Source organism: Paenibacillus sp. PAMC21692, from assembly GCF_014303795.1.
GTDB classification, from domain to species: Bacteria; Bacillota; Bacilli; order Paenibacillales; family Paenibacillaceae; genus Pristimantibacillus; species Pristimantibacillus agaridevorans.
The window spans coordinates 5,565,289-5,586,756 of the sequence record NZ_CP060293.1 but is presented as its reverse complement, the minus strand read 5'-3'; the positions used below and the strand labels follow the sequence as shown (position 1 = coordinate 5,586,756).

Here is a 21,468-nt window from a genome sequence, read left to right as displayed (position 1 = left end):
GAATAAGAAAGGTAGATGACAATCATGGCAAAACAAGCAAAAATCAAATTGGCAAGCGGCGGAGAGGTCCAATTGGAGCTGTTCGACCAGGATGCACCCAATACGGTAGCCAACTTCGAGAAATTGGCAAACGAAGGTTTCTATAACGGTCTTTCGTTCCATCGCGTTATCCCTGGTTTCGTCGCGCAAGGCGGCTGCCCGACAGGCAACGGCACTGGCGGCCCTGGCTACCAAATCAACTGCGAGATCAACCCGAACAAACACGAGCGCGGCACGCTAGCCATGGCCCATGCAGGCCGTAACACGGGCGGAAGCCAATTCTATATTTGCTACCAGCCGCAGCCGCATCTGGACGGCGGCCATACGGTTTTCGGCAAAGTAACCAAAGGCATGGAACATGTGGACGCCCTTAAAGGCGGAGACAAAATGGAAAAGGTTGAAGTTTTAAACGATTAGTGTTAAGATGTCACTAACTTAATGTAATCAGCTTTCCTTCGGGGCAGGGTGAAATTCCCAACCGGCGGTGATCGGGAGAAGGGAACAAGTCGTTATGCGGCTTCGTTTCCCGCCTCCGTCAGTCCGTGACCCGGGCCGAATCTCGCAAGAGAACGGAACGGTGGACCTGGTGCAAATCCGGGACCGACAGTATAGTCTGGATGGGAGAAGGAGAAGCTTCGGCATTTGTTGTCTGTTTAAATGCTCACCTTTGTGCATCATTTCACAAAGGTGTCTATTAGGCAGATAAACATTAAGGGTACGGATGTATTCGTATTGGCTTTTTTGCACATGTCCGCTTGCGCACATGTACAAAATTGGCTTGAAATGCGATAGTCCGTGGCCTTATTTCGTCGTAGTTTTTCTGTCTGTTCTCACATCCTCCTGTCGGCAAGCGATGCCGGAAGGGGGATTTTTTGCGTACATGCTGGATGTTCTGAACGATGAATATTATATGCGTCTCGCTCTCGACCTTGCCGCCAAGGCGGCGGGACAGACCGAAATTAATCCCGTAGTCGGATGCGTCGTTGTAAAAGGCGGCCGCATTGTCGGACTTGGCGCCCATCTTCGCCGCGGAGAAGGCCATGCGGAGGTGCATGCGCTATCGATGGCAGGCGGCGAGGCGGAGGGTTCGACCGTCTATGTCACGCTGGAGCCATGCAGCCATCATGGCAAAACGCCGCCGTGCTGCGACCGCATTATCGCGGCCAAGGCGGCAAGAGTCGTCGTGGCGGCAAATGATCCAAACCCCAAGGTGGCAGGCAGAGGCATAACAAGACTTCGCGAGCACGGCATTGGGGTGGATTTCGGACTTCTGGGAGCGGAGTCGACGTTAATGAACGAGAAGTTTAATGCCTTTATTACAACAGGCATGCCGTTTGTGACGCTTAAGACCGCCAGTACATTGGACGGACGCGTAGCCAGCCGTACGGGACACAGTCAATGGGTGACGGGCTCCGTCGCCAGAGAACAGGTACACTTGCTGCGGCATCAGCATCAAGGCATTATGGTCGGCATTGGCACGGTTGTTGCGGATGATCCGCTATTGACTACCCGAACGGCGGTGACGGGTCTGCATCCCGCCCGCATCATCGTCGATTCCAGATTGACGTTGCCGCTGGACGCCCGCGTCGTTGCCGACAAAACGGCTAGGACGATCGTGCTCGCGGCGGAAGGCTGCGACGAGGAGAAGCGGCGTCTTCTGGAGGCGGAAGGAGTGGAGGTTATTCCTTGCGGCACAGGCCCTCTCGTGGATCTGCGTATCGGCATGCGCAAGCTGGCGGAGCAGGACATCGGCTCGATTTTGCTGGAAGGCGGAGGCAAGCTTAACGGCGCCATGCTGGAAGCGGAGCTGATTCATAAAATCATTTTATATATGGCTCCGAAACTGATCGGCGGCGATGAAGCGCCGCAAAGCTTTCGATTCCAGGGCCGCGAACATATGAGCGATGCCATCGAGCTGGAACGAATGTCGGTCGAGATGGCGGGCGGCGATATCGTGATTAAGGGTTATCCCGTGTACAAACGGTAGGAGAGGAGATGTGGCTTTATGTTTACCGGATTGGTTGAAGAAGTGGGACGAATGAAAAACGTCTACCGTCAGGGCGAAGCCATGATGCTGACGATCGGCGCCTCAATCGTGACGCAAGGGGCAGCTCTGGGCGACAGCATCTCGGTTAACGGCGTATGTTTAACCGTTACGTCGTTCGACAGGGCCTCGTTTACGGCGGATGTGATGCCGGAGACGTACAGAATGTCGACTTTGCACATGTTGAAGCCCGGAGATCCCATCAATCTGGAACGGGCCATGACCGTCGGCTCAAGATTCGGAGGACACATTGTTCAGGGTCATATCGATGGTACGGGCAAGGTAACCTCCAGAACAGTCGATGCCAATGCCGTCGTGTTCCGCATTGAAGCGAAATCGGGCGATTTGACGAGATACATTATTCCTAAAGGCTCCATTACGATTGACGGCATCAGCTTGACGGTTGTGGAAGCGGACGGCGACGGATTCTCCGTCTCGATTATTCCCCACACGTTGGCCGAGACGGCGCTCGCGCATCGGCAGCCTGGTGACAACGTCAATCTCGAGACCGACATTATCGGCAAGTACGTGGATCATTTGCTTCATTATCGCAACGCCGAGAAGTCAGCAGCGGCTCCGTCATCCGGAATTTCTACTGAATACTTAAGCCGCCATGGATTTATATAAGTGAGAGTTCAGCTTCATCCCAAAAGGAGTGAAACCGATGAATAGAGAGAATAGCATATTCAATACCATTGAGGAAGCGGTAGCCGATCTGATGCAAGGACGTCCCGTCATCGTGGTCGATGACGAAGACAGGGAAAATGAAGGCGACTTGATCGCGCTTGCCGACAAGGCGACTCCCGAAGTTATCAACTTTATGATTAGCGAAGCTCGCGGTCTCGTCTGCGTGCCAATTACGGCGGAAAGAGCGGAAGAGCTTGATCTCCCGCCAATGGTCACGCATAATACAGATTATCACGGTACGGCTTTTACCGTATCGGTCGATTATAACTCGACGACGACGGGCATATCGGCTTATGAACGCTCTTTGACCGTCAAGGCGCTGATTGACCCTGGAGTGCGTGCTTCGGACTTTCGCAGGCCGGGACATATTTTCCCGCTGATTGCGAAGGCTGGTGGCGTACTTCGCCGCGCCGGCCATACCGAAGCGGCGATAGACCTGGCAACGCTCAGCGGTTCAAGCCCGGCAGCCGTTATTTGCGAAATTATTAAGGAAGACGGAACGATGGCCAGACTGCCGGATCTGGAGGAATTCAAGAACAAACATGGACTTAAGCTTGTCACGATCCAGGAGCTGATCCGTTACCGCAATGAGAAAGAGAAGCTGGTAGACCGGGTTGTGGATGTTCGGATGCCAACCGACTTCGGCGAATTCCGGGCTATTGCTTATACGAATCAACTGGATGACAAAGAACATGTCGCGCTTGTAAAAGGCGAGATCGAGCCTGGCGAACCTTTGCTTGTACGCGTGCATTCGGAATGTTTGACGGGCGATGTCTTCCATTCGCATCGCTGCGACTGCGGACCTCAGCTGGAGGCGGCACTGAAGCAGATCGATGCTGCCGGCAGCGGCGTGCTTCTGTACATGCGCCAGGAAGGCAGGGGCATTGGCCTTATTAACAAACTTAAAGCTTATGCGTTGCAGGAGCAGGGGTTCGATACCGTGGAGGCGAATATTAAGCTGGGATTTGCTCCAGACTTGCGTGAATATGGCATTGGCGCCCAGATTTTAAGAGATCTCGGCATTACGAAGATGCGGCTCCTTACAAACAATCCGCGCAAGATTACCGGCTTGGAGGGCTACGGCATCGAAGTCGTGGAGCGAGTGCCGATCCAGATGGAAGCGAGCGCGGACAATCTTAATTATTTGCGGACGAAAAAGGCGAAACTGGGACATCTGTTGCGTTCAGAAGGACTGGAACAGCACGCGGTTGGGACACAAGGCGAGGATTCGTCCAGAAACATCACTTAATCGAAATCGAGAGGAAGCGAAAAACAATGGCGAAAATTTATGAAGGACATTTAGTATCGCAAGGGTTAAAATATGGAGTAGTCGTAGGCAGATTTAATGAATTCATCAGCGGCAAGCTGCTAAGCGGAGCGCTCGATGGATTCAAACGCCACGGCGCTGGCGAAGACGATGTTGAAGTGGCTTGGGTGCCAGGAGCTTTCGAAATTCCGCTTATCGCTCAAAAGATGGCCGAGAGCGGGAAATACGATGCCGTCATTACACTTGGCGCGGTTATCCGCGGGTCCACTCCGCACTTCGACTACGTGTGCAATGAGGCAGCCAAAGGCGTAGCGTCCATTGCGCTTAAGACCGGCATACCGACGATCTTCGGCGTTCTGACGGTGGATTCCATCGAACAGGCGATCGAACGCGCGGGCACGAAGGCCGGCAACAAAGGCTACGAAGCGGCAGTATCGGCCGTGGAGATGGCGAATTTGACTAAACAGCTGCAAGGCTAAAACTGCGGCAGCTGCAATTGTTGGGGAGGTCACGCAAGTGTCCGTGCTTTACAAGCTTGAATCGTTTGAGGGACCGCTTGATTTGCTCCTCCATCTCATCGACAAGTCGGAGATCGATATCCACGAAATTTCCATCAGCGAGATTACCGAGCAATATATGGAATATCTTCACGCCTTGAAGGAGCTGGAGCTGGAGGTGACCAGCGAATTTCTGGTCATGGCCGCAACATTGCTGGCCATCAAAAGCAAGCAGCTCCTGCCGAAACCTCCCGTTTTTGAAGAGGATTATGGCGACTGGTATGAGGACGACGGCATCGATTCCAGGGATGATCTTATTCAAAAGCTGATCGAATACAAGAAGTTCAAGCAGATCGCGGAGCAGCTGCGCGAAAAGGAATTCGAGCGCAGTCTTGTCTTCTCCCGGGAGCCTGAGGATATGACGCCGTTCTTGACCGAGGTCAAGGTGAATCCGCTGGAAGGCCTTCATGTATCCGATCTTGTCGCAGCGTTCCAGAGAGCGCTGCGCAAGGCTGCAAGACGCAATGTCATTGCGACTGTTCAACGGGACGAGATATCCGTCAAGGATCGCATTCGTGATATCGTCGAGGTGCTTAGGCAATTCGAGACGGTAAGATTCTCCAAGCTGATCAGGGAGAATATGGACAAACACGAGATCGTCGTCACTTTCCTGGCGATATTGGAGCTCATGAAGATGAAGCATATTCGCTGCTTCCAGCATGGACTCTTCGACGATATTGTTATTCATTGGAGAGGGGAAGCAGACAACGATGGATTTTCAGAAATTGAAGTCGATTATTGAAGGATTGCTGTTTATGGCAGGGGACGAGGGACTTACGAAGCGCCAGTTGTCCGATATTATGGAGCTGGATGCGGAATTTTCCGCAGATCTTGTCTACGATCTGCAGCGAGATCTGGAGAGAGAAGAGCGCGGCATCCAAATAACGGAGGTTGCCGGCGCCTTTCGCATGACGACGAACTCCGAGCATACGCCTTATTTCGAACGTATGGCATATACGCCAACCCGCTCGCAGCTGTCGCAAGCAGCTTTGGAGACGTTGTCGATCGTCGCTTACCGCCAGCCGATTACTCGGATCGATATTGAAGAAATCCGGGGCGTTAAGACGGATCGAGCCATTCAATCGCTTGTCTCGAAGGATCTTATCGAAGAGGTCGGAAGAGCGGAAGCAATCGGCAGGCCGATTCTGTACGGCACAACGAAGTCGTTTCTTGATTATTTCGGATTGCCTTCTATCAAAGAGCTTCCAGAGCCGAAACATGTCGATATCGACGATGCGCTGGACGAGCAGACACAAATGTTGTTCGAACGTCTGGACGGACGACAGATGACGATAGAGGAATTAAAAGATTAAAGTATGAATATCAGCCGCTAAGGCCAATACTATTTTAAGCCTGTATATGGGAACGGAGGAAGGCGTCATGTTTTCTCACCCTTATGGCTGGATAGCGGCCGGCGGCTTTTTGATTTCTTTGCTGACGATAACGGTGTGCGCCTCCCGGGTTATTATCATAGCGCATGCGAAACGAATTGGAAGCAATGACGATGCGGAAGTGCGAATCCGAGCGTTATTCGGCCTGATCAAATTCAAATATCAAATTCCAACAGCGAAGCTGGAAGGACTGGCCATCAAGTTACAGGAGGAAATCAGCACCCAGCATGCTGGACGCGGCACTTGGAAGGAATATAACGACGAAATAAATCCGGAGAAGGTCGTTAGCTCCATCGAGAAGATGAAGCAGGTGCTTCAATTAACGAGAGATTTGACAGGCTGGCTCAAAAAGACGATGACGAAGGTCGAACTGACCAAATGGAATTGGTCGACGTCAATCGGGACAGGCGACGCGATGTGGACGGCGATGGCTACCGGTGTCGTCTGGTCTGTGCAGTCTTCGGTGCTTGGCGTCTTGTCGCAATTCCTTCAATTGAAGGCGGAGCCCGTCATGACGGTCAATCCGCTTTTCAATCGTTCGGCATTCGCTACCGAATGGTCGTGCATAGCCCAAATCCGGTTCGGTTATGCTATCCTTGCCGGACTGCAACTGCTGCATCGAATGAAGAAATCGAAAGGAGGCGTCAAAGCATGGCAGAACATCCTATCCAAGGCCTAATGCAAACCGCTATGGAAAATATCAAGGAAATGGTTGACGTCAATACAATTGTGGGGGATCCGGTTCAGACGCCGGACGGCAGCATTATTATGCCGATCAGCAAAGTAGGCTTCGGCTTCGTTGCCGGCGGCAGCGATATTCGCTTGGATTCGAACGAGCATAACAACAGCAATGCCGGCAAGGATGCGCACAATGCGCAAGTCGCGATGCCGTTTGGCGGCGGGAGCGGCGGAGGCGTATCGATTACGCCGATCGCGTTTCTCGTAGTCGGTACGCACGGGGTCAAAATCGTGCCTCTCGACAACCAAACCCATCTCATGGAACGTATTATCGATTCGGCGCCGGGCGTTTTTGACAAAATCCAGACGATGGTCAAGCGCAACAACCATCAGTCGCACGCGAGCGTGGATTTTGCGGATACCGCCGCGGCTATCCTCGATGATGTAAAAGATACGACGACCTATAACGGTTAAACGGAGAACTGCCCGAAAGGGCAGTTTTTCTATTTTTGACGTCATATGGCCCGTCTACCCATGAGGGTACAAGCATATACTATGCCGAGGAAGGAATTCGTCCATTCCGGCATCTTAGCGTTCGCAACGGGAGGAGTCCATACAACAATGATTGGAAGCATACGAAGTTACATGCGGCATACCGTCGTACTGTTAGTCTGTACTCTGCTGACTGCCATGGTCATCATGCCCGCAAATCAAGCACTGGCCGTGCCGTCCATCGAGACGAATGCAAAAGCATCCGCCTTGATCGACGTCGCATCGGGCCGGATTCTGTACAGCAGCAATGGCGATACGCCCATGCGAATTGCAAGCTTGACGAAAATAATGACGGCTATCGTCGCAATCGAGCACGGCAATTTGAATGATATGGTGAAGACGCCCCAACGTGCCGTCGGCAAGGAGGGTTCGTCGATTTATCTGCAGCTTGGAGAAGAGATGACCTTGCACAACATGCTGTACGGACTCATGCTTCGATCGGGAAATGACGCCGCTACGGCGATTGCCGAGCATGTCGGCGGCTCGGAAGAGGGATTCGTGCATTTGATGAACGAGAAGGCGGCATTGCTGGGTCTGGCTAACAGTTCGTACAAAAATCCGCATGGATTGGACGAAGAAGGCCATTATTCCTCGGCCAATGATCTTGCAAAGCTGACGGCCTACGCGATTAAAAACGAGTATTTCGCGGAGATCGTCCGGACGAAGGTCAAGCAGGTGCCAAACCCTCACGACAGCTGGAATTATGCCTGGAAAAACAAAAACAAAATGCTCAATTTGTATGAAGGGGCGGACGGAGTAAAAACAGGGTATACCAAAAAATCGTTCCGATGCCTTGTCAGCTCCGCCACACGCGCCGGGCAGCAGCTCGCCGCTGTGACAATTAATGACGGAGATGACTGGAACGATCACAGCCATATGCTGGACTGGGGCTTTCAATATTATCCGCTTCAGACAATCGCAAGCCAAGGTGAGGCCGTTGCCGGATATCCCTATGAGCTTGGAGGGACGTTCCGATTTCCGCTTGAAGAGAACGAGCGGGGTTCCATTCGTACAAAACTTACTTTGGCAGATCCGTCAAGCATGGATTATGCGCTCGGAGAAAGAGGGCTACTCGAATTTCAGTTGGGAGGACATACGATCGGCTCCGTACCGGTATATGAACCAGGAGACATCCGATTGAGGTCAAAAAAATAGATGCAGAAAAGTTATGTCACTGCCTGTCAGGCCGGAGGGAGAACGGCTTGACGGCATGTCATGGCGGAATCAGGAAGTATGGGGAGGTTTTGCGCTTTGGTGAATTGGATCTGGTTGTTCTTTATCGTGGCTAGCGTTGCGGTTGCTGCGGTTAACGGACGAATGGACGAAGTGACGGCGGCAGCGTTCGACGGAGCTAAGTCCGGCGTGACAGTCAGCTTTGGCCTTATAAGCATTATGGTGTTCTGGATGGGGATGATGCGCATTGCCGAGGACGCCAAACTGCTGCAGAAGCTGGCGCGAATGCTGGGCCCAATCGTACGCTGGTTATTCCCTGATGTTCCAAAGGATCACCCGGCAATCGGGTATATTATGAGCAATCTGAGCGCTAATATTTTCGGCCTCGGCAATGCGGCTACACCAATGGGGATCAAGGCGATGCAGGAGCTGCAGAAGCTTAATCCCGACAAGGATACGGCAACGCCGGCCATGTGCACGTTGCTTGCGCTTAATACATCAAGTGTTACGCTTGTTCCTACGACGATCATTGCCATTCGAATGAATTACGATTCCGCTAATCCCGCGGAAATCATTGGCACAACGCTCGTGGCAACGGCAATTGCGACGGGAGCGGCAATCCTCGCCGATCGTTGGTACAGAAGCCGTTCGTCATCGCCGCCCGCTAATCCTGCCATACATAACAAAAAACAAAAAAATGCAACCAAACCGGCCTCCGTATCTGATGGTATTGGAGGTGGAGGATTTGTATGACGTATTTTCCAAGTTGTCCATATGGATGATTCCCGCCATTATCGTATTTATTCCGCTATATGCGGCGCTTCGCAAACGTATCCCTGTCTATGAGACATTTGTCGATGGGGCCAAGGACGGCTTCGGAACGGCAATAGCCATCATTCCCCATCTTGTCGGCATGATGGTCGCGATCAGTATGTTTCGGGCTTCAGGTGCGATGGAGCTTATGCTTTCCGCCGTTCGTCCATTATTCGATATGGCTGGAGTACCGAGCGAGGTATTGCCTTTGGGTTTGCTCCGCCCGCTTACGGGAGCAGGTTCGCTCGCGTTTACGGCAGACCTCATTGCTACCCATGGTCCGGACTCCATGATCGGCAGAATAGCGTCTACGATTCAAGGCAGCACGGACACGACTCTGTATGTCCTAACGGTTTATTTCGGAGCCGTTGCGGTTCGCCGCACGAAATATGCGCTTAAGGTGGGATTGTTTTCAGATGCGGTCGGTTTTTTTGCGGCCATTCTAATCTGCCTGTATCTGTTCGGTTAATCGTAATTAAGTACGAAGCTTGTACTTTGCTCCCGTAATCGTTATGATGGGGAGTGAGGTGAAAGCATTGGAACGTTTACAAAAAATATTGGCCCAAGCAGGCATTGCTTCCCGGAGAAAGTGCGAGGAGCTCATATTATCCGGCGCGGTTGAGGTGAACGGCGAAAAAGTGACGACATTAGGCGTCAAGGCCGATCCAGCCGTTGATAGCATCGTCGTAAACGGCAAGCCTATCAAAGGCGAAAAGAAGATTTATTTGATGATGAACAAAATGAAAGGCGTCATAACAAGCGCCAAGGATCCTCAAGGCCGCAAGACGGTGACCGATTTCCTGCCCGGCATCAAGGAAAGAGTCTACCCTGTCGGCAGGCTGGACTACGATACGGAAGGTTTGCTGCTGCTTACGAACGACGGCGAGTTCGCGAATTTGCTGACCCACCCCAAGCATCATGTGCCTAAGACGTATCATGCCACAGTTAAGGGCGTGCCGCACGGTACCGCATTGGAGCAGCTTCAGAAGGGAATTAAGCTGGAGGACGGCATGACTGCGCCGGCGGAAGTCGAATACCACGATGTCGACACGGAGAAGAACGAAGCGACGATCACCATTACGATCTATGAGGGACGCAATCGTCAGGTGCGCAGGATGTTTGAAGCTATCAATCATAAAGTCATTCGGCTCAGACGCGTCCGTTTCGGCGAGTTGACGCTCCAAACGCTTGGTCGAGGCAAGTATAGGCACTTAACGCCGAAAGAGATCGAAGAACTTAAAACAGCGGCGATGAAGACACATAAAGTTCATAAAAAGTAAACGACGGCGGCGGTAATTGCCGTCGACTTTTCGTTATAATGAAATGTAGTCCTGGACTCAAGAACTCGCAATTGGTGGTGATTATACATAATGGCACAGACAAAAAAATCGCGGAAATTGATGCAAGTCGTTATTCTCGCCGCCGTTCTGATCGTCGGAGGATACGCAATCGGCACGACGTTGTTTGCGGAGCGGGGAAGCGGGTTCCTGAAACCGGGAGAACGACCTCCCGAATTCTCGCTTGCCAATATGGAAGGCGGTGTAACCTCTCTGTCGGATTATGCCGGCAAACCCGTCGTCATCAACTTCTGGGGTACATTTTGCGAGCCCTGCGTAAAGGAGATGCCGGAGTTCGAGCGTCAATACAAGAAGTGGCAGGATAAGGACTTGACGATTCTCGCCATCAATCTTAGCGAAGATACGCTTACGGTCAAAAACTTCCTGAACCGCTTCAATCTATCCTATCCCATCTTGAGGGACGAAGCCCGGAAGACGGAACGGAACTTTGCCCTGCGGCAATATCCGACGACGTTCTTTGTAAAGGCGGACGGCACATTGATGGAAGCAGTGGTCGGCGGCATGACCGAAGAAGATATCGACAAGCGCATCGTGCGTTTGCTGCAATTGTAGGAGGTCACCTTAGTGTTAGTACCCGAAAATACCAAATGCGAATGCGGACACCATAATTCTGTCGGAACCGTATTGTGCGAATACTGCGGCAAGCCATTGCATCAGGATCTCCAGAAGTCCGATGAACCTCTCGAGATGCGCTACGACGGTGTGGCGAGACGGTCGCAGAAGAGCAATCCTTCTTACATCGACAGAGTTTGGAACTTCTTCTCGTCAGTCAAAATCGCGATCTATTTGATCGTCATCACATTTCTGACTGCCATGCTGGGGACGATCTATCCGCAGGAAAGCTCGTTTATCAACAACTTCGACCCATCTACCTACTATCGAGAAACGTATGGAACGATGGGTCATCTTTATTATGTGCTGGGCTTGTCCCATACGTACGAGAGCTGGTGGTTCATCGGTCTGCTCGTAATGATCGGGACATCTCTGGTCATCTGCAGCCTGGATCGTGTATTGCCCCTGTATCGTGCGCTTAATAAGCAGCAGATTCGCAAACATCATCAATTCCTGCTTCGGCAAAAGGCCGTCTACAAGGGCACTTTGAACCAGGACGCGGCAGAGTGGGTATCGCAATACGGCGATGCGCTTAAGAAGAAGGGTTACCGGATTCACCGCGAGGAATCCGGCACCGCGCTGCTTGCGGAAAAGAACCGTTTTAGCCGCTGGGGACCGTACATCAACCATATCGGACTCATTCTCTTTCTGCTGGCTATCGTTGCCAGAGCCATTCCAGGCTGGCAGATGGACGCCTATGTTACGATTCCGGACGGCGATACGGTTCAGATCAAGGATACGAACTATTACGTCAAAAACGAGAAGTTCAACGTAGAGTTCTATGCGGACGACGAGCTTCCCGAGCAGTTGCAAGGCAAAGCGCGCGCCAAGAAGTATCTGACTGAGGCGGTTATGTACAAATGCGTAAGCGATTGCGGAGATCCGCTCAAAGAACCCGTGTTGGAGGAAGTAAAGCGGCATGATATCATCGTCAACAGTCCGCTCTCGTACGACGGCATCAAGCTGTTCCAATTCGACTTCAATCTTAATCCGCGGCTTAACGCGGTAAATCCCGTTCTGGAGGACAAGACGACCGGAGAGATTTATGGACCGTTCTATCTTCCTATGAAGGATGCAGAGCTTCATCACGAGCTTGGTCCGTTTACGCTGGATCTTTATGCGAATTACATGGAGTTTGCGCTGGGGAGCGATGGCAAACCAACGACTTTATCGAGGGACCCCAACGCTCCCGCGTTTGTCTTTACAGTTAAAGGTCCCGGGCTCAATCCGGACGGCGAGCCTTACATCTATTTCCCGATGCAGAAGGACAAGGTGCGCTTCGCCCAGGATACCATCAACCGGGACTTGGCGGAGCGGATCGAGATTCGGGTGGATGGCATGGAAAACGTTGACTTCTCCGAAGCAACAACGGTTCTCAATGTACGGGTAGACCGCGCGGTTCCTTATTTGTGGGTCGGAGCTGTATTCTCCATGCTAGGTCTCATTATGGGCTCTTACTGGCAGCATCGCAGAATCTGGCTGCGAGTGGACGGCTCGGAGGTTGTGCTTGGCGCCCACACGAATAAGAACTGGTTCGGCATGCGTTCGGACGTAGCTTTTGGTTTGAAGAAAACGGGAATCGAAGTCGATCCCAAGTCGTTAGATAACGGGGGGAAAAACGCGTGAGTTACGTGGAGTTTAGCAGTGACGCCTTTTTGGCTGCCTTTTTCTTATATTGCTTCGCATTTCTGTTTTTTGTTATTGCGTTTGCGGGTAAGAAGTGGAGCAATCGCGATCCCATTGCGCATCAAAGGCGCTGGGGACGCATTGGTTTTATAGTATCCAGCACGGGATTAGCGGCGCATCTGGCTTTCTTCTTTACAAGATGGATCGGTAGCGGACAAATACCGACCAGTAATATGTACGAGTTTATGACATTCCTCGGAATGTCCATCATGATCGCCTATACCGTTGTATATGCGATTTACCGAAAGCTGCTTCTGGGCGTCTTCGCTCTTCCGCTAACGATTATCATCGTGGCGTATGCGGCGGTGTTCCCCCAGGAAGTGCAGCCGCTCATTCCGGCGCTTGATTCCATCTGGCTTAAGGTGCACGTAACGACAGCCGCGCTTGGCGAAGCCTTTTTCGCAGTAGGCTTTGCGGCGGGTCTAATGTACCTGCTGCGCGTTATCGATTATAAAGACAAGACGAAAAACGGCCGCAGAGCTCAGTTCTGGCTGGAATTCACTTTGTATTCCATCATCGTAATCGTCGGCTTTATAATAGCGGTATTCGCGTTCCGCGGCGCAGGTTACGAAGCCGAATTCACACAGGAGAAAGTCATTATTGACAGCAGAGGCGTGCAGACGGAGACTACGTCGAACGTACATTATACGCTTCCGCCTATCTTTAAGCCGTATAACAGCGAGATTGTATCCGTGCAGCCGTTCCTTGGCGTAGATAAGCCGTTGTTCGAAGCTCCGTCCTGGATGAACGGCATTAATGCTGGCCGCAAGCTTAATACGGTCGTATGGTCAATCATCGCGGGTACCCTGATTTATGGATTGCTGAGACTGGCTTTCCGCAAACCGCTCGGTGCCGTCATTCATCCGATGATGGAAGGAATCGATCCGGAGGATCTTGACGAGATCAGCTATCGCGCGATTGCTATCGGTTTCCCTGTATTCACCCTTGGCGCGCTCATTTTTGCGATGATATGGGCGGAGATAGCCTGGGGCCGATTTTGGGGCTGGGATCCCAAGGAAGTATGGGCGCTTATTACTTGGTTGTTCTACAGCGCTTATCTCCACTTCCGGTTATCGAGAGGCTGGCAAGGCCTGCGTTCCTCGTGGCTGGCGGTTATCGGCTTCGTAATTGTATTATTTACGCTCATCGGAGTTAACTTAATCATCGCGGGATTGCATTCGTATTCTGGCGTATAGACGCCTTAAGATAAGGAGCTGTACCGATGTCTGATTATGGAAATCGTATACTTGTTGTGGACGATGAAGAGAGAATTCGCAGACTTCTCAAGATGTATCTCGAGAAAGAAGGGTATTCCATCGATGAAGCGGAGGATGGCGAGACCGCTCTGAGACTTGCATCGAGTTCTGATTACGCGCTTATTTTGCTCGATGTCATGCTTCCTGGCATTGATGGCGTCGAGGTTTGCGCCAGACTTCGTCAGATCAAGGCGACGCCGGTCATCATGTTGACGGCGAAGGGCGAAGAGATGAATCGCGTGCAAGGCTTCGAGGTGGGAGCAGACGACTATGTCGTGAAGCCATTTAGCCCGCGCGAGGTCATTTACCGCGTAAAGGCCATCTTGCGCCGTTCTTCCGCGACGGCCTTCTTATCGAAGGAATTGAATACGAGCAATAATATCGTATTCCCCAATTTGGTCATCGAGCATGATGCCCATCGCGTAACGGCGGGCGGGCAAGAAGTCAGTCTTACGCCGAAGGAATATGAGCTGCTCCACTATTTGGCCGTATCTCCGGATAAGGTGTTCTCGCGCGAAGAGCTGTTGAAGGATGTTTGGAACTACGAGTTTTTCGGCGATCTGCGGACAGTCGATACCCATGTGAAACGTCTCCGCGAGAAGCTGAATAAGGTATCTCCCGATGCAGCGGCGATGATTACGACGGTATGGGGAGTCGGCTACAAGCTAGAGGTTCCCAAGTAATGAAGCTCTGGCGCAAGCTCGCTCAACTCTTATGGCATAGCGTCGTGGGTAAGCTATGGGCGACCATTATGCTGCTAGTTGCGGTCGTTCTGATTATCCTGGGCGTGTTCCTGCTGCAGTATATCGATATTTTCTTCGATAAGGATGCGCACAATATTAAAGTGCTGTTTGTCATAACGGCAATCATCGGCTTTCTATTGTCGACGTTCTTTGCTTTCTTTTTGTCATCGAAGATTCAACAGCCGCTTCTGCAATTGAAAAACGCAGCCGATTCCGTATCTCAAGGCGATTATACGACGCGCGTCCATATTCACTCGTCAGATGAGATTGGACAGCTCGCCAACACGTTTAATCATATGACGGAACAGATCGACAAGCTGATCGGCGACCTCAATCACGAAAAAAATCATTTGACAAGCATACTTCGAAGCATGGGAGACTCCGTCATCACCTTCGATGCGGATGGCGAAGTTATCCTGGCGAACCCAAGCGGACATCTGCTTCTGAGTCAGTGGTCCAGTCTTGAAAGAGGCTGGGATGATGAAGGCGGCCAGGAAGGGAAAGCGTCGTTTAAGGGCATACCTGCACCGCTTAGAGGATTATTCCATGAAGTGGTCAAGGAGGGACGGGATGCGACGGACAAAATTCATGTCCATAGCACCGTTTGGTCCGTCGTGATGGCGCCTTTGCAATCCAACGGCGTCATACGGGGAGCCGTAGCCGTTATTCGCAACGTAACAGAAGAGCATAAACTGGATAAGCTCCGTCGTGATTTTGTCGCCAACATTTCGCATGAAATCCGCACCCCGTTATCCATGCTGCAGGGTTATAGCGAAGCGCTACTGGATGATATCGTGGTGGAGGAAGAAGAGCGGAAGGAGCTTGTGCAAGTCATTTACGACGAGTCGCTGCGTATGGGCAGGCTAGTGAACGATTTCCTCGATATTGCGAGAATGGAAGCCGGACATGTCGACATGAACTATCAGAAGATTGACTTGAAGGGCATGCTGCGCCGGGTTCATCGCAAGTTCCAGGTCTATGCGAAGGAAAGGGAAGTTGCTCTTCATGCTGCTTTTTCCGAAGAACCACTAGTCATCATGCAAGGAGACGAAGACCGACTGGAGCAAGTGTTGACCAATCTGTTGGATAATGCTCTCCGACATACGCCGGCTGGCAAGTCGATTACCATTGACGGAGAACGTCTTAACGTAAACGGCAAAGCCTATATCCAGCTTAAGATTAAGGATGAAGGGCAAGGCATACCGCAAGAGGATTTGCCTTTTATATTCGAGCGGTTCTACAAAGCCGACAAAGCAAGAAAAAGGGGTTCCTCTGGCGGGACTGGATTGGGGCTTGCCATCGTCAAAAACTTCATTGATCTGCATCATGGACAAATCGTCGTTGACAGCCTTGCGGGCAACGGTACCACCTTCACGCTGCTGCTTCCGGTGGAGCAGCAGGAGGGAAACGTCGTACACGCCGCTAACCATCAAATTTTGCATTAAAACAACAAAGCGCTCCCGTGAGGGAGCGCTTATTTTGTTGAAGGGAACCGATAAATCTTGTTGTTCGTGGAACAATGGAGAGTAGGGCTCCATTTAAATAGCTTTTAAGGAAGCTTGATCTCTTTTGCCGTGTTGAGCTCAGGCATGCTTGTAAGCTGTGTTAATACGTCTTTCGGAGTTTCTTTGTCTACGCGAAGGACCATGATGGCCGAACCGCCAACGAGCTGTCGACCCACCTGCATGGTGGCGATGTTTACGTCGTTATTGCCCAGAAGCGTGCCGACGCGGCCGATAATGCCCGGTTTGTCGTTGTGCGAGATCAGAATCAGATTGCCTTCCGGCGTAACGTCGACCGGATATTTGTCGATCTGAACGATACGCGGTCCGTATCCTGTCAGCAGCGTTCCGGCAACGACATGTTCTTCCTTCTTTGTGCGTAGAGCAACGGTAACAAGGTTCGTAAAGTCTTTCGACGCATGCGACTTCTGAATCACGATATTTACATCGCGTTGCTTAGCCAGATGCATGGAATTTACGACGTTAACCTGGTCGGCGCCGAGATGGTGGGCAAGCACTCCGCGAACAATGTAACGAGTGAGCGGTTGAGTATCCAACTCTGCAAGCTCGCCGGAGTAGCTGACAACAACCTCTTGCACTCCGCCTTCAGTGGATTGTGCAATAAAGCTTCCCAGCTTCTCGCCAAGCGTGAAGTAAGGCTGCAGCTTGCTCTGAAGGTTCGCCGGAATCGGAGGCATGTTTACGGCATTCATAAACGGCTCGTCTCTAAGGATATGAAGAACCTGCTCGGATACGTCGATAGCCACGTTTTCTTGCGCTTCCACAGTAGACGCGCCAAGATGCGGGGTCACGATGATCTTTGGATGTTTAAGGAACGGATGGTCTTCTGCTGGAGGCTCGACCTCGAACACGTCAAATGCCGCGCCTGCTACGATACCTGCGTCAATCGCATCTACCAAAGCAATTTCGTCGATGATGCCGCCGCGCGCGCAGTTTACGATACGCATGCCGGGCTTCATAACGGCGAATTGAGCTTTGCCGATCATATGGCGAGTCTCCGCAGTCAAAGGCGTATGCACGGTCATAAAATCAGCGTGGCGTACGATTTCGTCTACGCTGGCAAGCTTGATGCCAAGCTTCTCTGCGCGTTCTTCAGTCATGAACGGGTCATAACCCATGATCTCCATGCCGAATGCTTTGGCGCGTTTGGCAACCTCGCTGCCGATACGGCCCATGCCTAGCACGCCAAGCGTCTTGCCTCGGAGCTCGACGCCGAGAAACGACTTGCGGTCCCATGTGCCGTTAACGGTCTTCATGTAGGCTTGCGGAATGTGGCGGGCTACTGCCATCATCATGGCGAAGGTATGCTCGCACGTCGTGATCGTGTTGCCGTCTGGAGCGTTAATAACGATGATACCGCGTTGTGTAGCTGCTTCGAGATCGATATTGTCGACGCCTACGCCAGCGCGTCCGACGACTTTGAGCTTCTTGCCGGCTTCCATAATTTTGGCGGTAACGCGTGTCTGGCTTCTGACGAGCAGAGCGTCGTAATCGCCGATAATCGCACATAATTCATCTTCGTTTAAACCAGGATTCTTGTCGACGACGACGTCAGTCGCGTCAACCAGCTGTTGGATCCCAAGATCGCTGATTGGATCGGATACGAGCACTTTGTACATGTGAAACATGCCTCCTAGAATGTGCAAAGCATAAAAGCTTCGCTTAAGTATGAACAGAAAAACCCTCGTCCCGCTTCGATGCGTCAGCGAGTCGAGAGTTCAATCTACGAACGAATCAGACTTTACTATTTTATAGCATCATAGTGGACAAAATCAATCCTCAAACTTGCTCATTTATGAAAATTTCGATATGATTCAAGCAAAGTCCGCGTTATTCGACATTATGGCGCCGATGGCAAGAAAAAAGGAAGCTGCGGCAAAAGCTGATTCGGGTAAAGCCGATTAAAGCTTTTCGTGAAGTCTCCGCTTCGTACCGCATCCGTGCTTAACAGCAAGTCGATAACCGCCGATGCCGTCTGAAGTTTCATTTTGGAAGCTTGTCCGGAAGTGATGAAGTCGTCCACTCGCGCCGTCATGTCTTGCGGGTAAAACGGCTTGAGCTGATTGTATTCCTTCAAGTATTGGGCGACAACACCGTTCTTCGCCGTTAAAGGTAAATCTGACCATTCCTTCATGCTGAGTACTTGCTGCTTAGGGAGCTCGCCGGGGATGTCGCTGTCAATGGTTGCGGCCCACAGCTGCATGGCCGCATAATAATGGGACTGCGCTTCAAGTGTTTCTTTGACGGCGGTCTTATAGCTGGTCTCGTTGGCAATCGCGGCATAAAGCTTATCGCCTGATTCTTTTTTGGCCAGGCTCGCCCCGGCGGACGCAGCTTTGGCGAACTGCTTCAAGCTGCGAATATAGGCTACTTGCGCATCGCCCAGTCGAATCGATTTGCCCATATCATACGAGCTGGCTTCTTGGGATTTGCGTTCTGCGAGCTTGGATAGATTGCTCATAACGTCGCCGAAGTCATCGCTTTGACCCTGCGACAGCTTGCTCATAGCGTTAAGCCATTCGTTCTGAAATTCACGGTAGGGCGAAAATACGGTATGATAGAAGGAAACCAGATCCTGTTGCTGATAAGGAATGCCATCTGTTCTGGAAGCTTGAGCTTCCTTCAGACGTTTGGCTTCATAGCCGGCTTCGACTTTGTCCATGCCGATTTGCACGCCGTAAAAGAAAGCTCCGACCGCGCATACAAGCATGAATACAAATCCTACGCTAAAAATCATTGCCGAGTTCGTTAATCGTTTCTCCATGGTACGACTCCTTCTATGTATGTAAGTAAGTACAAACGATATTAATGCGGGTTCGAATCCGAAGAATTGAACCTTGTATAATGGACAGGCGGGTTTGCATGAAAAAATTTGATATCCGGAACATCAAAATCCGTAAGGTCAAAGTTGACGAAATCGATGACCGTATGCTACTTATTAATTTGTACGCGACGCAAGTGCTTACTCTTATTATCGGAATCATATGGCTATTATTTCAGCATCAAAATTTATTGGCTGTAATGGCTCCTCCAAGGTCGTTAGACGCCGTATGGTGGGGGCTGGGGCTGGCAGCTGCCGTTGTGGCCATTGACCTGCTTATCTCCCGCTGGGTTCCGGAAGACGCTTCCGACGACGGAGGCGTCAACGACCGTATATTCCGCTCAAGGGCCGTCTGGCATATCGCCGTCATCTCGCTGGTCGTCGCAATCTGCGAGGAACTGCTGTTCCGCGGCGCGATTCAGCACGCAATCGGTCCTTATTGGACAAGCATCGTATTCGCCGCCATACATGTACGCTACCTTCGACACTGGATTCCGACAGGGCTCGTTTTTTCCATCAGCTACGGCCTCGGCTTTATCTATGAGGAGAGCGGAACGTTATGGGCGCCGATCATCGCTCACTTCGCCATCGATTTCATCATGGGCCTTATTATTCGCTTCAGGAGGGAGTCATGAGTAGGAAAGAACACCACAGCCGGAGCTCCGGCTCAAGGAAGGGCCGGCTATCGGAAGGAACATCCGGCAGCTTGGGATCTGCCAACGAAGAGGGAGGAGCAAAGCTGCCTCCCAGACGCAAGAAGTTTCCTTCCAGCCTCCATAAAGTAAACAAATGGTATTATAATTTGTTGTTCGTCTTGTTCCTGGGACTGGTCATTTTTCTTTTCTGGTACGGAAACAAATTCAGTTCGTAGTCTCGATTGCCGCCGGATCGATGAAGCTGTAACCTTCGTTCTTTAGTTTCGTTAACAGCTTATCCAGCGCATCAGCCGTCCATTGCAATTCGTGCATAAGAATATTGGCTCCGGGATGCAGTTGTTCCATTACATTTGCAATAACAACCTCCGGTTTGTTCTTGGCCGACTTATCCCAATCCAATGAGCCGTTAGACCACGTCATGTAGAGCATGCCGTGGTTTTTGGCTATGTTCTTGACGGAATCGCCTCCGGATCCGTAGGGCGGGCGGAAGAAACGCGGCTTGATGCCGACAAGCGCTTCTACGTTCTTTTGTACCGACGAGAGCTGTTCCTCGACAACCTCCTCGGACTCCTTCTTTAAATCAATATGATCATAGGAATGGTTGCCGATCGTCTGTCCCCGCTCGTGAATGAGCGCAAGCAGATCCGGGTTTTGCTTTACCCGATACCCGTTAACAAAGAAGATCGCTTTCGCCCCGTGACGATCCAGCGAATCCAGCATACTCGTCAACACCTCCGAATCTTTTGGTCCATCGTCGAAGGTTAGCAATACAGCCTTGTCGGTTGCTCCGTCATCAATAGGCTCGAAACGATATGTTTTTGTATTCATGCGATACTGCATAGGAATCTGGCTGGCTTCCTCCGGAGTTGCGGTTGGCTCGGGCGAAGTCGCAGCAGTCTGTTGAGGTTTAGAGGTCGACGTCTGTATGGGGGCCGATGCGGCCTCGGAGGTTTCTGTTTGAACGGGCGTTTGGGCCTGACTGCCGTCGGGGCTGCTGCATCCTGTTAGTTGAACGGCGAGCAGCAGGGCTATTGTCACTGTCCATCGTAGGTTCATTGTTTCCGTTACACCTCCTGCATTTCATTGTATTATTGTGTCTATTTCTGTCGATTCGACAACATTGTAACATAATTAGCGGTTCGAGACCGAACGCATTTCCTTTATTTATACCGAATGTTCCCGATCCTTGGCGGTCACACTACAATTGAACGACGAACGACGAAAGAGGTGAACGGTCCTTATGAAATTAAGCGGATTAATATTAGGCGGCATAGTAGGCGCTGCAGCTACGATGTATGTATCGCGCAAGAGGCCCGATATGGCAGCCCGGGCATCCGGCGCAGTAGCGGATATGTGCGCTTCCGCCGCCGGCAAAGCATTTTCCATGATGGCTGGAAGGGCGCGAATGAATTCCGAGGCGATGAAGTCGGCCCCAAAGCCTTCCGCCGATACCGCCGCAACCTCCGCCGCCGCATGGGAACGCATTGAATCGTTTATTGAGAGCGATCCCTCGGTCAAGCGGGAAGTAGACAAGATCAAGGCGGAAAAGTCGGCTGTAGCACATTAATACTTTAGAGAAAATAACCGGGAAGCCGAAAACAGCCGTTCCGCA

General features: G+C 51.5%; 24 protein-coding genes and 1 riboswitch. Of the genes, 21 read left to right on the top strand and 3 right to left on the bottom strand.

The genetic code is table 11. The annotated features are described in order from the left end of the window. Nucleotides 1-24 precede the first annotated feature (24 nt). The 18 genes from H7F31_RS22745 (at nucleotide 25) to H7F31_RS22660 (ending at nucleotide 16,301) form a co-directional block, all read left to right on the top strand. A complete protein-coding gene (locus H7F31_RS22745; protein ID WP_087567050.1) occupies nucleotides 25-456 on the top strand; it encodes a peptidylprolyl isomerase in 432 nt (143 codons plus the stop codon). Between the two features lie 30 nt (nucleotides 457-486). Continuing rightward, nucleotides 487-672: riboswitch (FMN riboswitch) on the top strand. Nucleotides 673-919: 247 nt separating this feature from the next. Further along, the gene (ribD, locus tag H7F31_RS22740) at nucleotides 920-2,026 is read left to right on the top strand and encodes a bifunctional diaminohydroxyphosphoribosylaminopyrimidine deaminase/5-amino-6-(5-phosphoribosylamino)uracil reductase RibD (RefSeq protein WP_187100654.1); all 1,107 of its coding nucleotides are present in this window, start codon (nucleotides 920-922) and stop codon (nucleotides 2,024-2,026) included. Nucleotides 2,027-2,044: 18 nt separating this feature from the next. Further along, the gene (locus H7F31_RS22735; RefSeq protein WP_187100653.1) at nucleotides 2,045-2,710 is read left to right on the top strand and encodes a riboflavin synthase; all 666 of its coding nucleotides are present in this window, start codon (nucleotides 2,045-2,047) and stop codon (nucleotides 2,708-2,710) included. Between the two features lie 37 nt (nucleotides 2,711-2,747). Next, entirely contained in the window at nucleotides 2,748-4,019 is a 1,272-nt protein-coding gene (locus H7F31_RS22730) for a bifunctional 3,4-dihydroxy-2-butanone-4-phosphate synthase/GTP cyclohydrolase II (RefSeq protein ID WP_315970513.1), read from the top strand. Nucleotides 4,020-4,045: 26 nt separating this feature from the next. Next, nucleotides 4,046-4,516: a 6,7-dimethyl-8-ribityllumazine synthase gene (gene ribE, locus H7F31_RS22725; protein WP_187100652.1), complete on the top strand. Its 471-nt coding sequence runs from the start codon at nucleotides 4,046-4,048 to the stop codon at nucleotides 4,514-4,516. 37 nt (nucleotides 4,517-4,553) lie between these two features. Beyond that, nucleotides 4,554-5,336, top strand: a complete 783-nt coding sequence (locus H7F31_RS22720; RefSeq protein ID WP_187100651.1) for a segregation and condensation protein A — start codon at nucleotides 4,554-4,556, stop codon at nucleotides 5,334-5,336. Continuing rightward, nucleotides 5,305-5,907: an SMC-Scp complex subunit ScpB gene (gene scpB, locus H7F31_RS22715; RefSeq protein ID WP_087567044.1), complete on the top strand. Its 603-nt coding sequence runs from the start codon at nucleotides 5,305-5,307 to the stop codon at nucleotides 5,905-5,907. Before H7F31_RS22720 ends, scpB begins: the two co-directional genes overlap by 32 nt. A gap of 67 nt (nucleotides 5,908-5,974) precedes the next feature. Further along, complete coding sequence (locus tag H7F31_RS22710; protein WP_187100650.1) at nucleotides 5,975-6,664, top strand: DUF2953 domain-containing protein; 690 nt, start codon at nucleotides 5,975-5,977, stop codon at nucleotides 6,662-6,664. Then, nucleotides 6,637-7,137, top strand: coding sequence for a GerW family sporulation protein (gene ytfJ / locus H7F31_RS22705; RefSeq protein ID WP_187100649.1), 501 nt, complete (start codon nucleotides 6,637-6,639; stop codon nucleotides 7,135-7,137). Before H7F31_RS22710 ends, ytfJ begins: the two co-directional genes overlap by 28 nt. Nucleotides 7,138-7,284: 147 nt before the next feature. Continuing rightward, entirely contained in the window at nucleotides 7,285-8,370 is a 1,086-nt protein-coding gene (locus H7F31_RS22700) for a D-alanyl-D-alanine carboxypeptidase family protein (protein WP_397372871.1), read from the top strand. A gap of 96 nt (nucleotides 8,371-8,466) precedes the next feature. Continuing rightward, entirely contained in the window at nucleotides 8,467-9,141 is a 675-nt protein-coding gene (locus tag H7F31_RS22695) for a nucleoside recognition domain-containing protein (RefSeq protein WP_187100648.1), read from the top strand. Between the two features lie 25 nt (nucleotides 9,142-9,166). After that, the gene (locus H7F31_RS22690; RefSeq protein WP_373271262.1) at nucleotides 9,167-9,670 is read left to right on the top strand and encodes a spore maturation protein; all 504 of its coding nucleotides are present in this window, start codon (nucleotides 9,167-9,169) and stop codon (nucleotides 9,668-9,670) included. A gap of 67 nt (nucleotides 9,671-9,737) precedes the next feature. Continuing rightward, the gene (locus tag H7F31_RS22685; protein WP_087567039.1) at nucleotides 9,738-10,481 is read left to right on the top strand and encodes a pseudouridine synthase; all 744 of its coding nucleotides are present in this window, start codon (nucleotides 9,738-9,740) and stop codon (nucleotides 10,479-10,481) included. Between the two features lie 90 nt (nucleotides 10,482-10,571). After that, entirely contained in the window at nucleotides 10,572-11,111 is a 540-nt protein-coding gene (locus H7F31_RS22680; protein WP_187100646.1) for a redoxin domain-containing protein, read from the top strand. Between the two features lie 12 nt (nucleotides 11,112-11,123). Next, entirely contained in the window at nucleotides 11,124-12,797 is a 1,674-nt protein-coding gene (locus H7F31_RS22675) for a cytochrome c biogenesis protein ResB (RefSeq protein WP_187100645.1), read from the top strand. Next, nucleotides 12,794-14,053 carry a cytochrome c biogenesis protein CcsA gene (ccsA, locus tag H7F31_RS22670; RefSeq protein ID WP_187100644.1) on the top strand — a complete coding sequence of 420 codons (1,260 nt, stop codon included), beginning with the start codon at nucleotides 12,794-12,796 and terminating at the stop codon, nucleotides 14,051-14,053. The genes H7F31_RS22675 and ccsA overlap by 4 nt, the downstream gene beginning before the upstream one ends. Before the next feature lie 26 nt (nucleotides 14,054-14,079). Further along, on the top strand, nucleotides 14,080-14,796 hold the full coding sequence (locus tag H7F31_RS22665) for a response regulator transcription factor (protein ID WP_087567035.1): 717 nt from the start codon (nucleotides 14,080-14,082) through the stop codon (nucleotides 14,794-14,796). Continuing rightward, a complete protein-coding gene (locus tag H7F31_RS22660; RefSeq protein WP_187100643.1) occupies nucleotides 14,796-16,301 on the top strand; it encodes a HAMP domain-containing sensor histidine kinase in 1,506 nt (501 codons plus the stop codon). The genes H7F31_RS22665 and H7F31_RS22660 overlap by 1 nt, the downstream gene beginning before the upstream one ends. A gap of 104 nt (nucleotides 16,302-16,405) precedes the next feature. Here the strand turns inward: H7F31_RS22660 and serA are convergent, their stop codons facing one another. Continuing rightward, nucleotides 16,406-17,998 (bottom strand): phosphoglycerate dehydrogenase, encoded by a 1,593-nt coding sequence (serA, locus tag H7F31_RS22655; protein WP_187100642.1) that lies wholly within the window; start codon nucleotides 17,996-17,998, stop codon nucleotides 16,406-16,408. A 221-nt stretch (nucleotides 17,999-18,219) separates the two neighbouring features. Continuing rightward, nucleotides 18,220-19,143: a hypothetical protein gene (locus H7F31_RS22650; RefSeq protein ID WP_187100641.1), complete on the bottom strand. Its 924-nt coding sequence runs from the start codon at nucleotides 19,141-19,143 to the stop codon at nucleotides 18,220-18,222. A gap of 98 nt (nucleotides 19,144-19,241) precedes the next feature. Here H7F31_RS22650 and H7F31_RS22645 point away from each other — a divergent pair, with 98 nt between their 5' ends. Together H7F31_RS22645 and H7F31_RS22640 are read left to right on the top strand one after the other, a co-directional pair. Beyond that, nucleotides 19,242-19,835, top strand: coding sequence for a CPBP family intramembrane glutamic endopeptidase (locus H7F31_RS22645; protein ID WP_187100640.1), 594 nt, complete (start codon nucleotides 19,242-19,244; stop codon nucleotides 19,833-19,835). Further along, nucleotides 19,832-20,071, top strand: coding sequence for a hypothetical protein (locus H7F31_RS22640; RefSeq protein ID WP_187100639.1), 240 nt, complete (start codon nucleotides 19,832-19,834; stop codon nucleotides 20,069-20,071). Before H7F31_RS22645 ends, H7F31_RS22640 begins: the two co-directional genes overlap by 4 nt. Here the strand turns inward: H7F31_RS22640 and H7F31_RS22635 are convergent. Further along, nucleotides 20,061-20,912, bottom strand: coding sequence for a polysaccharide deacetylase family protein (locus H7F31_RS22635; RefSeq protein WP_187100638.1), 852 nt, complete (start codon nucleotides 20,910-20,912; stop codon nucleotides 20,061-20,063). The genes H7F31_RS22640 and H7F31_RS22635 overlap by 11 nt on opposite strands. A gap of 184 nt (nucleotides 20,913-21,096) precedes the next feature. On the opposite strand from H7F31_RS22635, the gene H7F31_RS22630 reads away from it, so the two are divergent. Further along, on the top strand, nucleotides 21,097-21,423 hold the full coding sequence (locus H7F31_RS22630; RefSeq protein WP_187100637.1) for a hypothetical protein: 327 nt from the start codon (nucleotides 21,097-21,099) through the stop codon (nucleotides 21,421-21,423). The last annotated feature ends 45 nt before the right edge of the window (nucleotides 21,424-21,468 follow it).